The 12,650-nt window shown below is 73.3% G+C and carries 11 protein-coding genes and 1 pseudogene; 3 read left to right on the top strand and 9 right to left on the bottom strand.

The window, feature by feature from the left end:
- The first annotated feature begins 68 nt into the window (after positions 1–68).
- A complete protein-coding gene (locus SOM08_RS19355) occupies positions 69–980 on the top strand; it encodes a DMT family transporter (protein WP_116959697.1) in 912 nt (303 codons plus the stop codon).
- Between the two features lie 15 nt (positions 981–995).
- Here the strand turns inward: SOM08_RS19355 and SOM08_RS19350 are convergent, their stop codons facing one another.
- The 3 genes from SOM08_RS19350 to tsaB all read right to left on the bottom strand — a co-directional run bounded on the left by SOM08_RS19350 (position 996) and on the right by tsaB (position 3,285).
- Positions 996–1,841, bottom strand: a complete 846-nt coding sequence (locus SOM08_RS19350; RefSeq protein WP_322469535.1) for a uracil-DNA glycosylase — start codon at positions 1,839–1,841, stop codon at positions 996–998.
- Positions 1,838–2,383: a ribosomal protein S18-alanine N-acetyltransferase gene (gene rimI, locus SOM08_RS19345; protein WP_116959910.1), complete on the bottom strand. Its 546-nt coding sequence runs from the start codon at positions 2,381–2,383 to the stop codon at positions 1,838–1,840. The genes SOM08_RS19350 and rimI overlap by 4 nt, the downstream gene beginning before the upstream one ends.
- 140 nt (positions 2,384–2,523) lie before the next feature.
- Positions 2,524–3,285 carry a tRNA (adenosine(37)-N6)-threonylcarbamoyltransferase complex dimerization subunit type 1 TsaB gene (gene tsaB / locus SOM08_RS19340; protein WP_322469534.1) on the bottom strand — a complete coding sequence of 254 codons (762 nt, stop codon included), beginning with the start codon at positions 3,283–3,285 and terminating at the stop codon, positions 2,524–2,526.
- Between the two features lie 61 nt (positions 3,286–3,346).
- On the opposite strand from tsaB, the gene dacB reads away from it, so the two are divergent.
- The gene (dacB, locus tag SOM08_RS19335; protein ID WP_245981004.1) at positions 3,347–4,816 is read left to right on the top strand and encodes a D-alanyl-D-alanine carboxypeptidase/D-alanyl-D-alanine-endopeptidase; all 1,470 of its coding nucleotides are present in this window, start codon (positions 3,347–3,349) and stop codon (positions 4,814–4,816) included.
- A gap of 4 nt (positions 4,817–4,820) precedes the next feature.
- Here dacB and SOM08_RS19330 read toward each other — a convergent pair.
- The 3 genes and pseudogenes from SOM08_RS19330 to purE form a co-directional block, all read right to left on the bottom strand.
- Positions 4,821–5,817: pseudogene (locus tag SOM08_RS19330) on the bottom strand (L-threonylcarbamoyladenylate synthase).
- A gap of 13 nt (positions 5,818–5,830) precedes the next feature.
- On the bottom strand, positions 5,831–7,069 hold the full coding sequence (locus SOM08_RS19325; protein WP_322469533.1) for a 5-(carboxyamino)imidazole ribonucleotide synthase: 1,239 nt from the start codon (positions 7,067–7,069) through the stop codon (positions 5,831–5,833).
- Between the two features lie 88 nt (positions 7,070–7,157).
- A complete protein-coding gene (gene purE, locus SOM08_RS19320; RefSeq protein ID WP_322469532.1) occupies positions 7,158–7,652 on the bottom strand; it encodes a 5-(carboxyamino)imidazole ribonucleotide mutase in 495 nt (164 codons plus the stop codon).
- A 77-nt stretch (positions 7,653–7,729) separates the two neighbouring features.
- Here purE and trxA point away from each other — a divergent pair, with 77 nt between their 5' ends.
- The gene (gene trxA / locus SOM08_RS19315; protein WP_116959707.1) at positions 7,730–8,638 is read left to right on the top strand and encodes a thioredoxin; all 909 of its coding nucleotides are present in this window, start codon (positions 7,730–7,732) and stop codon (positions 8,636–8,638) included.
- Between the two features lie 82 nt (positions 8,639–8,720).
- Here the strand turns inward: trxA and SOM08_RS19310 are convergent, their stop codons facing one another.
- The 3 genes from SOM08_RS19310 to SOM08_RS19300 form a co-directional block, all read right to left on the bottom strand.
- Positions 8,721–9,629 carry a phosphoribosylaminoimidazolesuccinocarboxamide synthase gene (locus SOM08_RS19310; protein ID WP_116959709.1) on the bottom strand — a complete coding sequence of 303 codons (909 nt, stop codon included), beginning with the start codon at positions 9,627–9,629 and terminating at the stop codon, positions 8,721–8,723.
- A 118-nt stretch (positions 9,630–9,747) separates the two neighbouring features.
- Positions 9,748–10,746: a tripartite tricarboxylate transporter substrate binding protein gene (locus tag SOM08_RS19305; protein WP_116959710.1), complete on the bottom strand. Its 999-nt coding sequence runs from the start codon at positions 10,744–10,746 to the stop codon at positions 9,748–9,750.
- Positions 10,747–10,814: 68 nt separating this feature from the next.
- Positions 10,815–12,509 (bottom strand): long-chain fatty acid--CoA ligase, encoded by a 1,695-nt coding sequence (locus tag SOM08_RS19300; protein WP_322469531.1) that lies wholly within the window; start codon positions 12,507–12,509, stop codon positions 10,815–10,817.
- Positions 12,510–12,650: the final 141 nt, after the last annotated feature.

The raw sequence follows: 12,650 nt of genomic DNA, 5'->3' as shown, positions 1-12,650 counted from the left end.
GATTTTAGGTGGGGGCATCGGCCGCCCGCCCGGTGGACGGGATTTGGAACAACCGTACGATCGGCAGCATGCACTCGATATCGCGCCGGCAACTGGTTCTGCTCGTCCTCCTCACCCTGGTGTGGGGCATCAACTGGCCGATCATGAAGATCGGCATCGCGGGTTATCAGCCGCTCACCTTCCGCGCCCTGAGCATGTGGATCGGTCTGCCGGTGCTGGCCGGCGTGCTGTGGTGGCGCGGGGCGCCGTTCCGGATGGCGCGCGAGCACTGGGGCCAGTTGGCGTGGCTCACGGTGATCAACATGCTGTTCTGGCACACGCTGGCGGTGCTGGCGATCCAGTCGCTGTCCAGCGGGCGCGCGGCCATCCTGGGCTACACCATGCCGGTGTTCTCGGCCATCGTGGGCGCGCTGTGGTTCGGCCAGCGCCTGCCGATGCGCGCCTGGGGCGGCGTGGCAGCGGCTGCCCTGGGCGTGCTGCTGCTGCTGTGGCACGAGTTCGTGCGCCTGTCGGGCGCGCCGCTGGCCGTGGGCATGATGCTGCTGGCCGCGGCGATGTGGGCCTGGGGCACGCAGCAGATGCGGCGCACCACGCTGCCCTACGACACGCTGACGATCTCGTTCTGGATGATCGCGCTGACCACGGTCTGGATGAGCGCCCTGTCCTGGCTGTTCGAGCGCGAGGCCTGGGGCGTGATGCCGGGCCCGGTGGTGTGGGGGGCCATCGTCTACAACGCGCTGGGCGTGTTCGCCTTCGCGCAGGTGGCCTGGCTGGTGCTGGCGCGCGACCTGCCGCCGATCGCGTCCACGCTGAGCGTGATGATGATCCCGGTGTTGGGCGTGTTCAGCGGTGCCTGGCTGCTGGGCGAGGTGCTGCACTGGCAGGACTGGGTGGCGGTGGCGCTGATCATGCTGGCGATCGCGGCCGTGCTGTGGCCGGCGAGGCCGGCCGCGCCGGGCGCCGAGCCGCCGGGGGCCTAGAGCCCCCGTCAGACACTACCGATCGATCTCCATGGCCAGGCACAGGTCGGCCCAGGCCTTGGACTTGTCGATGGGTGTGCGCAGCAGGTAGGCCGGGTGGTAGGTCACGATGACCGGCACGCCCTCGTAGCGGTGCAGCCGCCCACGCAGGCGGCCGATGGGCTCGGTGGTCTTGAGCAAGGACTGCACCGCGAAGCGGCCCATGGCGATGATCAGCTTGGGCCGGACCAGCGCCACCTGGCGCGACAGGAAGGGTTCGCACTGCACCACTTCCTCGGGCGCCGGGTTGCGGTTGGCCGGCGGGCGGCACTTGAGCACGTTGGCGATGAACACCCCGCGCGCGTCCATGGCCTGGCGGTCGCGCCCGCAGGCGCGCAGCATGGCGTCGAGCAGCTGGCCGGCGGGGCCCACGAAGGGCTCGCCCTGGCGGTCTTCCTGTTCGCCGGGGGCCTCGCCCACGATCATCCAGTCGGCCTCGGTGTGGCCGACACCGAACACGGTGTTGCGCCGCGACCCGCACAGGCCGCAGGCGCGGCAGTCGGCCACGGCCTCGCGCAGCGCGGGCCAGTCGAGCGTGGCGATGTCGCTGCGCGCGGGGCTGGGGGGGGCGGCCGGTGCCGGCATCGGCGCAGGCGCAGGCGCCTGGGGCGGGCGGACCGCCGCGGGCGAGCGCCCGGCGGGTGCGGGCGTGGCCGCCGCGGCAGGCGCCGCCACGGCGCTGGTCGCCGGCTCGGGGCTGGCCGCGGGCGCGCGCGGCGGCGCGGGCACCCAGACCTTCACGCCCATCTCGGCCAGCATGGCGCGCTGGCGCACGTCGAGTTCGCGCACCCAGCCGTCGGGCGTGTCGGTCCGGTCGCTCATTCGGTGCCCCGCGTGCCGTCCAGGCCCAGTTGCATCACCACCGCGTCCTCGCGCTGCAGCGCCGACAGCGGGTAGTAGCCACGGCGCACGCCCACCTCGCGAAAACCGCAGCGTTCATACAGCCGGCGCGCGGGCGCGTTGCTCTGGCGCACCTCCAGCCACAGCGACAGGGCGCCCTGGCCGCGCGACCACAGCGCCAGCGCGTCGAGCATGAAGCGGGCCCAGCCCTGGCGCTGGTGCGGCGGGTTCACGGTGAGGTTGAGCAGGTGCACCTCGTCCACGCCGGGCATGGCCACCAGGTAGCCGAGCAGCCAGCGGCCGTCGGGCCGGGGGGGCCAGGGGCTTTCGCCCGCGTGCGCTTCGCCGATCAGCATCACGGCCGGGTAGCCGGCCTGCAGCGAGTCGCGGAAGTGCCGCGGCGACCACGGGTGGCCGTAGGCGCTGGTCTCGACCGCGTGCACCGCGTCCAGGTCGGCCTCGGTCATGGGCGTGAAGGCGATGGCGCGCGCCTGGGCCTCCAGCGGCACGGGCAGGGTGTCCATGGGCGCGGGCCACAGGCCGGTGGCCCATCCGGGCAGGGTGGCGGCCGCATCCATCGAGGGATGGCGCGGAACCGGCTTTGCCGGGCCGCTGGCATCGCCCCCTGGAGGGGGTGACGGGCAAAGCCCGGCGCGGGGGTGCTTCATGCGCCGGCCTCGCGTTCGGCCGTGGTGCGCGCGACCTTGTCGCGCACGTACAGCGGCAGGGCCTCGGCGGCGCCGACCGCGGCGCCCCGGGCCATCAGCGCCGGGGCCAGGCGCAGCAGGGCGTCGGCGGTGGGCAGGGCCGCGCGGCGGCGGCCGGGCGCGTCGCGCAGGGCGTCGGCGTAGGCCGCGAAGGCGTTGCCCGCGAGCAGGGTGCGGGTGCCGTCGGCCAGGCCCTGGTCGTGCAGCCAGCCCGCGAGGTCGGCGGGCGCGCACAGGCGGGGCGGGGCGAGGGCGACCGGCGATTCACCGTCGAGCGCGTAGGCCGCCACGTAGAGCTCGTCCATGCGCGCGTCGAGCAGTGCCACCAGGTGCGCGGGTGGCGCATGGCCGTCGCCGGCGTCGTCGGCGCGGGCCTGCTCGGCCAGGGCCAGCAGGGTGTCGACGGGCAGGACGGGCAGGCCCTGGGGGTGCCGTGGCCCGCGCGTGCCGTAGGCCAGGCCCTGGGCCACGGCGCAGGCGGTGCGCAGGCCGGTGAAGGAGCCCGGTCCGCGCCCGAAGGCGATGGCGTCCAGCCCGTCCAGCGACCGGCCGGCCTCGGCCAGCAGGCGCTGCACCTGGGGCAGCAGTTCCAAGGACGCCTGGGCGCCGCCGGGACCCTGGAAGCGGTGCACGGCCTCGCCGACCCGCCCCGAGCCCAGGGCCAGCGAGAGGGTGTCGGTGCTGGTCTCGATGGCCAGGAAGCACGGGGCGGCAGGCATCGGGCGATTATCGGCCACCGGCCTGGAGGGACTTGCCGGGACCCGGCCGATAATCGCCCGCGTGAACCGCTTCCTGTCGTCCCTGCTGTTGGCGCTGGCGATTGCCCTGCCGGCCTGTGCCCAAGGGCCTTCGCGCGAGGCGCTGCCGCCGCCGGTGGCGGCGGCGCTGGCACGGGCCGAGGTGCCCGCCACCGCCTTCGCCGCCGTGGTGGTGCCGCTGGACGGCCATGAGGCGCGGGTGCGCCACCAGTCGGGCATGCCGGTCAACCCGGCCTCGGTGATGAAGCTGGTGACCAGCTACGCCGCCTTCGACCTGCTGGGCCCCGGCTACACCTGGAGCACGCGCTTCTACACCGACGGCCCGCTGGAGGCCGGCGCGCTGCGCGGCAACCTCTACGTGCGCGGCGGCGGCGACCCCAAGTTCGTGCTCGAGCGCATCCAGGAGGCCTTCGCCGCGCTGCAGGCGCAGGGCGTGCAGCTCATCCTGGGCGACATGGTGCTCGACAGCAGCGCCTTCGACCTGCCGCCCTACGACCCCGGCGCCTTCGACGGTGAGGCCCTGCGCCCCTACAACGCCGGACCCGACGCGCTGCTGGTGAACTTCAAATCGGTGGTGCTGAGTTTCCTGCCCGACGCCGCGGCGGGCGTGGCGCGCGTGGTCAGCGAGCCGCCGCTGGCGGGCCTGGCCATCGACGCCAGCGTGCCGCTGTCCAACGGCGCCTGCGGCGACTGGCGCGGCGGGCTGCGCGCGCGCTTCGACGACCCCGGCCGCATCGCCTTCCAGGGCCGCTACCCCCTGCGCTGCGGCGAGCAGAAATGGCCCGTGGCCTACCAGGACCCGGCCAGCTTCGCGGCGCGCGCCATGGAGGGCCTGTGGCGCGCCGGCGGCGGCCTGCTCACGGGCCAGGTGCGCGCCGGCCTCACGCCGCTGGACGCCAAGTTGCTGCTCGACGCGCCCTCGCTGCCGCTGGCAGACATCCTCACCGACGTGAACCAGTGGAGCAACAACGTGATGGCCCAGCAGGTGTTCCTCACGCTGGGCCAGCTGGCGCCGCAGGCCACGGCGCTGCCCGGCAGCGGGCCGCTGCCCTGGAAGCGCAGCGGCTTCGAGCAGGCGCGCACGGTGCTGGGTAACTGGTGGCGCCGCACCTTCGGCGAGCGCGTGCCCGCGCCCGTCATCCAGAACGGTTCGGGCCTGTCGCGCGACGAGCGCATCACGCCCGAGGCCCTGGCCCTGCTGTTGCGCCACGCGGCGCGCCACCCGCAGGCCGACGCCTTCGTCGGCACGCTCTCGCTGGCGGGGGTGACGGGCACGGCGCGCCGCTACGCCGCCGATGAGCGCAGCCCGGTCTACGGCCACGCCTGGCTCAAGACCGGCACGCTGCGCGACGTCACCGGCGTGGCCGGCTACGTGAACGCGGCCAATGGCGTGCGCTACGTGGTGGTGGCTTTCGTGAACCACCCCAACGCGCCGGCGGCGCGCCCGGCGCTGGAGGCGCTGGTGGAGTGGACCGCCCGGCTGGCGGATTGAGGGCTCAGGCCGCGGCGCGGCTCAAGCGGTCGCGCACGCCGTCCCACTCGGGGCCGTCGGGCGGCGTTTCCACCCAGATCAGGCGCACGCCGGTGGCGTCGAGTTCGCGCAGCACGGCGAACAGCTCGCGCGCGGCGTCCTCGGCGTCCTCGGGCATGCGACGGCGCGGCGTGCCGCGCGCGGTCTCGATCGGGCTGCGCGCGTACAGGGCGATGTGTCTGGCGTCCTCGCCCAGCACCTGGAAGGCGGCGCGCAGCTGTCTGGCGTCCATCAGCCGCACTTTGGCGCGCGGCGCGTAGTGCGATTCCAGCGTGCCCGAGGCGCGCGGCGTGGCCCCGTCGCGCGCGCGCAGCGGCTGGCCGGCGATGGCCTCCAGCCGCGCCGGCGTGAGCACGCCCGGGCGCAGCAGCACCGGGTGGCCGCGCGTGCAGTCCACGATGGTCGATTCGATGCCCACGGGGCAGGCGCCGCCGTCGAGCACCAACAGCGCGTCATCGGCCAGCGCAGCGAACTCCTCCATCACGTGCGCGGCGCTGGTGGGACTGACGCGACCGAAGCGGTTGGCGCTGGGCGCGGCCACGCCGCGCACGCCATGCGTGGCGGCGGCGCGCAGCACGGCCTGGGCCACGGGGTGCGAGGGGCAGCGCAGGCCGACCGAGTCCTGCCCGCCGGCGGCCACGGCCGCGACCTCGGCGCGGCGCGGCAGGATCAGCGTGAGCGGGCCGGGCCAGAGCGCGGCGATCAGGCGCTCGGCGAAGGCCGGCACCTCGCGCGCGTAGTGGTCGACGGCGGCGCGCGCGCGCATCGGCCGCGACGTGCACGATCAGCGGGTGGTCGGCCGGGCGGCCCTTGGCCTCGAAGATGCGCCGCACCGCGCTGGCGTTGCCGGCGTCGGCGGCCAGGCCGTAGACGGTCTCGGTGGGCAGGCCCACGAGGCCGCCGTCGGCCAGGCGCCGCGCGGCCTGTTCGATGGCCTCGGGCCGCGACGCGTCGAGCAGCAGCGGCATGGCGGGCCTAGAGCGGCGGCAAGCCCAGCAGGGCCAGCGCTTTCGCGGCGGTGTCGCGCACCGCGGCCACCGTGGGACCGGTGATGTTGAGGTGGCCCATCTTGCGGCCCGGGCGGGCGCTGGCCTTGCCATACAGGTGCAGGTGCGTGCCGGGCAGGGCCAGCACCTCGTCCCAGGGGGGCGTGACGGGCGTGTCGCTGGCCTGCGCGTGCCGCGCGTTCGGGGCGAACCACAGGTCGCCCAGCAGGTTGAGCATGATGGCCGGGCTGTGCTGCACCGGCGCGCGCAGCGGCAGGCCGGCGACCGCGCGCACCTGCGCCTCGAACTGCGAGACGTCGCAGGCGTTCTGCGTGTAGTGGCCGCTGTTGTGCGGGCGCGGCGCCATTTCGTTGACCACCAGGTCCAGGCCGCCGCGGCCGTCGTCGACCAGGAAGTACTCGACGCAGAGCACGCCCACGTAGCCGAGCTGGCGCGCGATGGCCATGGTGGCGGCCTGCGCGCGCCGCGCCAGGGCGGGGTCGATCGCGCCGTCGTAGACCTCGGTGACGGCGAGGATGCCGTCGCGGTGCGTGTTCTTCTGCACCGGGAAGCTGACGCACTGGTCGTCGGCGCCGCGCGCCACGATGACCGAGCATTCGGCGCGCAGCGGCAGGAGGCGCTCCAGCACACAGGGCACCCGGCCCAGGCGGTCCCAGGCGGCGGCGAGTTCGGCGCGGTCCTTCACGCGGGCCTGGCCCTTGCCGTCGTAGCCCAGGCGCGCGGTTTTCAGGATGCCGGGCAGCAGCTCGGCCGCCACGGCGGCGAGCCGCTCGGGCGAGTCGATGCTGGCGTGGGGCGCGGGCCGCACGCCGTCGTTGTCGGCGGCGCAGCGCTCGAAGTGCGCCTTCTCGGCCGCCCGGTCCTGGGCAATGGCCACGCTGGCCGCGCCGGGCGCCACCGGCCGCAGCGCCGCCAGCGACGCCAGCGCGGGCGCCGGCACGTTCTCGAACTCGGTGGTGATGGCGTCGCTGCACTGGGCCAGCTGGGCCAGGCCCTTCGGGTCGTCGTAGGCGCAGCGGATGTGGTGGTGGCTGATGAGGCCGGCCGGGCTGTCGGCGTCGGGGTCGAGCACGGCGGTGCTGAAGCCCATGGCTTGAGCGGCCTGCACGAACATGCGGCCGAGCTGGCCGCCGCCCATCACGCCCAGCGTGGCGGGGCGGCCCGAGGCGTCGGTGGCGCCGGGAAGCAGGGGGAGCGATGCGTTCATGCGTTCATGCGGTCCGGCGCCGAGCCGCTGTCCGCCGGATCGGCCCCCTCGGGGGGCGGCGACCCGCGCAGCGTTGGCGCATGGGGACTCATGTATTGGGAGGAAGGGTCATGGCCCGCGCGGCCTCGGTCTGTTCGGCGCGGAAGGCCTGCAGTTTCTGGCGCAGGACCGGGTCTTCGCCGGCCAGCATGGCCACCGCGAACAGGGCCGCGTTGGCCGCGCCGGCGGGGCCGATGGCGAAGGTGGCCACGGGCACGCCCTTGGGCATCTGCACGATGCTGTGCAACGAATCGACTCCGCTGAGGTGCCTGCTTGCCACGGGCACGCCCAGCACAGGCACCACGGTCTTGGCGGCCAGCATGCCGGGCAGGTGGGCGGCGCCGCCCGCGCCCGCGATGATGGCCTTGAGGCCGCGCGCCGCGGCGGCCTCGGCGTAGGCGAACATGTCGTCGGGCATGCGGTGGGCCGAGACCACCCGCGCCTCGTGCGCGACGCCGAACTGCTGAAGGATCTGCACGGCGTGCTGCATGGTGTCCCAGTCGCTGCTGGAACCCATGACCACGCCCACGGGGATGGGGTTCATGGAATCGGCTTTCGGCCCGCGGGGCCTCCGGTAAAGTGGCGATTTTACGTTTTGCCCCCAATTACCCGAGCGCAGCCATGATCGACGTCACCATCGCCAACTTCGAAGCCGAGGTCATCGAGGCCTCGATGCAGACCCCCGTGCTGGTGGACTTCTGGGCCCCGTGGTGCGGTCCCTGCAAGGTCATCGGCCCCATCCTGGAAAAGCTCGAAACCGAATACGGCGGCCGCTTCAAGCTGGTGAAGGTCGACTCCGACCAGGAGCAGCAGCTCGCCGCGGCCTTCGGCATCCGCAGCATCCCCACCTGCGTGCTGCTCATGAACGGCCAGCCGGTCGACGGTTTCATGGGCGCGCTGCCCGAGGGCCAGGTGCGCGCCTTCCTCGACAAGCACGTGCCCGGCGAGGGCGAGCTCGTGGCCGAGGCCGAGGAAGCCGCCGCGCAGGAGGCGCTGGCCGACGGCGACACCGAGACCGCGCTGGAGCGCCTGCGCCAGGCCGTGCAGGCCGACCCGGAGAACGACGACGCGCGCTTCGACCTGGTGAAGCTGCTGCTGGAGCTGGGCGAGGACGACGAGGCCAAGGTGGCCTTCGCGCCCGTCATCGCCAAGGCCGCGGGCGTGCGCCGGCTCGACTCGCTCAAGCGCTGGATGGACGCGCGCGACGCGCAGGCCGAGGTGACCGAGCCCGAGGCCCGCATGGCCGCGCTGGACACGGCCATCGCCGCCAACAAGCGCGACTTCGACGCGCGCTTCGCCCGCGCGCAGCTGCTGATGGCCTACGGCCAGTGGACGGCCGCGATGGACGAGCTGCTGGAGATCCTGATGCGCGACAAGTCCTGGAACGACGAGCTCGCGCGCAAGACCTACATCGCGGTGCTCGACGTCATCGAGCCGCCCAAGCCCAAGGTGGCCGAAGGCCAGGTGCCCCCGGAGGACCCGACGGTGGCGAGCTACCGCCGGCGCCTGTCGTCCGTCGTGCTGAGCTGAAGCGGGCGCTCGCGCGGCGCCGCGGCGCGGGCCGCGCCTCGCAGGCCGCGGCCATGCCCGGGGGCGGGCCGGCGGTGAAGCCTCAGCCGACCAGGCGCGTGAGCGCCTCGCGGTACTTCTCGGCGGTTTTCTCGATCACCTCGCGCGGCAGGCGCGGCGCGGGCGCGGTCTTGTCCCAGGGCTTGCCGTTCACCTTGGCGCTTTCGAGCCAGTCGCGCAGGTACTGCTTGTCGTAGCTGGGCGGGTTGCTGCCCACCGCGTAGCTTTCGGCCGGCCAGTAGCGCGAGCTGTCGGGCGTCAGCACCTCGTCCATCAGCACCACGCGGCCGGCGGCGTCCAGGCCGAACTCGAACTTGGTGTCCGCGATGATGATGCCCTTCTCGAGCGCGATGGCGGCGGCCGCGCGGTAGAGCCGGATGGCGATGTCGCGGATCTGCGCCGCGACGTCGGCGCCCACCATCTCCACCGTGCGCTCGTAGGTGATGTTCTCGTCGTGCTCGCCCATGGCGGCCTTGGCGGCCGGCGTGTAGATGGGCTCGGGCAGCTGGGAGGCGTTGAGCAGCCCCTCGGGCAGCGGCACGCCGCAGACCGAGCGGCTCTCCTGGTATTCCTTCCAGCCGCTGCCGGCCAGGTAGCCGCGCACCACCGCTTCCACCGGAATGGGCTTGAGGCGCTGCACCAGCATGGAACGGCCCACCACCTGCGCCCGCTCGGCCGGCGTGACCACGCTCTCGGGGTCTTCGCCCGTGAGGTGGATGGGGCAGATGCCGAGCCCCTTGGGGCCCAGGCGGTCGAACCAGAACAGCGACAGCCTGGTGAGCAGTTCCCCCTTGCCGGGGATGGGCTCGCCCATGATCACGTCGAAGGCGCTGATGCGGTCGGACGCCACCATGAGGATGCGGTCGTCGCCGACGGCGTAGTTGTCGCGCACCTTGCCGCGCGCAAGCAGCGGCAGCGACGTGAGGTTGGAGGTGTGCAGGGCGGAGGTCATGGCGCGGTAGGAGTCGGAGGCAAGAAAAAGGCCCGTTGAACGCTCAACGGGCCTTGCGCAGTTCGGCCGGATTATCGCAAGTTGGCGCGGCCGCCGGGGCAATGCCCGACCCGGGCCCTCACTTGGCGGCCAGTCCCAGGCGTTCGATCAGGGCCTTGTCCTTGGCGAAGGTCTCGCCGGCCCATTTCTTGTAGTCCTCGCCGTTGCGGTACCACACGGCCTGGTTGAGCTGGGCCAGCACCTCCATGTGCTTCGGGTCGTCCATGGCCTTTTTGAAGGCGTCGTGCAAGGCCTTGACCACGGCCGGGTCCATGCCTTTGGGGCCGGCCAGGCCGTAGGGCGAGGTGGACACCACGCCATAGCCCAGCTCCTGCGCGGTGGGCACCTCGGGCCAGCGCTGGGTGCGCTGCTCGCCGAAGGTGACGAGCAGGCGCATCTGGCCGGCGTCGACGTACTTGTCCCAGCCGCTGGCGTCGCTCTGGGCCATCACGTGGCCGCCGAGCAGGGCGGCCTGCAGGTCGGCGTTGCCCTTGAAGGGCACGTGCACCAGCTTGACCTTGGCGTTGCCGGCCAGCTCCTCCATCAGCAGGTGCGGGCTGCTGCCGGTGCCGGTGGAGCCGTAGTTGATTTCTCCCGGGCGCTGCCGCGCGGCCTCGATGTAGTCCTTGAAGGTCTTGTAGGGCGAGTCGGCCTTGACGGTGAGGCCGAAGGTGTAGCCCGAGACGCCAATGATGTAGGTGAAGTCGTTCAGCGGGTCCCAGCTGGTCTTCTGCATGTGCGGCATGCGCAGCAGGCCCAGCGGGAACTGGGCGATGGTGTAGCCGTCGGGCTTGGCGGTCTGCGCCATGGCGCTGGGGCCCAGTGTGCCGCCCGCGCCGGGGCGGTTCTCCACGGTGATGGCCTGGCCCAGGTGCTTGCTGGCCAGCTCGGCCAGGGTGCGCAGGTGGCGGTCGGTGGAGCCGCCGGCCGGCCAGGGAATGATCAGCGTGATGGGCCGGCTGGGGTAGGCCTGCGCCTGGGCCGCGACCCAGGGGGCCGCGCCGGCGCTGGCGGCCACGCCGGCCAGCAGCAGGCTGCGGCGGCGCAGGGTCGGGGCGTGTTCTGTCGGGCGGGTCATCGTCTTGTCTCCTTGCGGGTGGGTTGCCGGGTGGCGATGGGTGCCGCGCAGCGCACGGCGCGGGGGGATCACGGGGGGGCGGCGGCGTCGCGCGCGGCCTGCTGCTCCTGCAGTTCGCGCCACATCACCTTGCCGCTGCCCGAGCGGGGCAGCGACGCCACGAATTCGACGATGCGCGGGCTCTTGTAGGCGGCCATCCGGCCGTGCGCCCAGTCGATCAGGTCCTGCTCGCTCACGCGGCCGCGCTGTCCGGGGCGCAGCACCACCAGGGCCTTGACCGTCTCGCCGCGCCGCGCGTCGCGCGCGGCGATCACGCAGGCCTCCTGGATGGCGGGGTGGTGGTACATCAGCGCCTCCACCTCGGCGGGCCAGACCTTGTAGCCGCTGGCGTTGATCATGCGTTTGAGGCGGTCGGTCATGAAGAAGTAGCCCTCTTCGTCGACGTGGCCCAGGTCGCCGGTGCGAAGGAAGCGCTGGCCGCCGATCTCGATGAACGCCTGCGCCGTGGCCTGCGGCTGGCGCCAGTAGCCCTGCATCACCTGCGGGCCGCGCAGCACGATTTCGCCGGTCTCGCCCACGGGCCGCTCGGCCCCGGTCTCGGGGTCGATCACGCGGGCGTCCACCTCGAACACGGGCAGGCCCAGGCACTGCGGCTTGGGCCGGTGCGGCGGGTTGATGTGCGTGGCGCCCATGGCTTCCGTCATGCCGTAGCCCTCGATGTAGTCGCGGCCGGTGAGGGCCTTGAGCCGCGCGGCCAGGGCGTCGGGCATGGCCGCGCCGCCGCCGCGCACGCAGCCCAGGCGGGAGAGGTCGAAGCGCTCCAGGTCCGGCTGGGCGAGGAAGTCGATCACCATGGTGGCGATGGCCTGCCACACGGTGACGCCGTAGCGCTGCATGCAGTGCGCGGCGGCTTCGCGGTCCCAGCGCGAGAGCACCACCAGCGTGGCGCCCGCGTACAGCGGCCCGTTGAGGCTGCCCGACAGGCCGGTGACGTGGAAGAAGGGCAGCACCGCGAGACAGACCGTGTCGGGCGTGGTGCCGAACCAGCGCGCGCCGCCCACCAGCGTGGCCATCACGCTGCGGTGGGTGTGCATGCAGCCCTTGGGCAGGCCGGTGGTACCCGAGGTGTAGGGCATGGCGCACAGGCCGTCGGCGCCGGTGGTGAGCGGACCCGGCGTGAGACCGGCCGCCAGCGCGTCGGCCCAGGCGGTGAGGGCGGGATGGTCGCCCAGCGGTTCGCGCGGCGCGCGCACGAAGTCGGGCACGCGCAGTTCGGTGGGCCCGCGCAGGTGGTCGCTGTAGGTGGCGACGAGGACGTGCCGCAGGCCGGTTCCGTCGGCGCCGTCCGCCAGCAGGGGGCGCAGCTGCGGCAGCAGGTCCTGCGCGGCGATGGCCACGCGCGCGCCGCTGTCGTTCACGCAGTGGCGCAGTTCCTCCACGCGGTTCATGGGGTTCACCGGCACCACCACCGCGTTGGCGCGCAGGATGCCGTAGAAGGCCAGCGCCCACTGCGGGCTGTTCTGCAGGCACAGCAGCACGCGGTCGCCGGGCCGCACGCCGCAGCGCTGCTCCAGGAAAGCGGCGATGCGCTCGGCTTCGCTCAGGGCCTGCCCGTAGCTCAGCGGCGTGTCGTAGTAGACGGTGAAGGGCTTGCGCGGGTGGCGCGCGGCCGAGGCCTCCAGGTTCCGGAAGACGTTGGCGTGCGGCGCCGCGAGCGTGCGCGGCAGGCCGGGCGGCCAGTGATCGGCGGGCGGGGGCGGCATGGTGGTGGCTGTTGTATTCCGCTGGTCGGAAAAACCGTCCGTGTGCGATCAATATGCGGCGCAGGCCACCCAAGCGTCAATGTGGCTCAGGGAAATCGAGCCCCCCGGTTCCCGGGTGATGGGGCTTAAATTCCGATCCGC

Source organism: Hydrogenophaga sp. SNF1, from assembly GCF_034421675.1.
Classification (GTDB): Bacteria; Pseudomonadota; Gammaproteobacteria; order Burkholderiales; family Burkholderiaceae_C; genus Hydrogenophaga; species Hydrogenophaga borbori.
The sequence above is the reverse complement of the archived record's forward strand: the minus strand, read 5'-3'. Positions and strand labels throughout refer to the sequence as shown.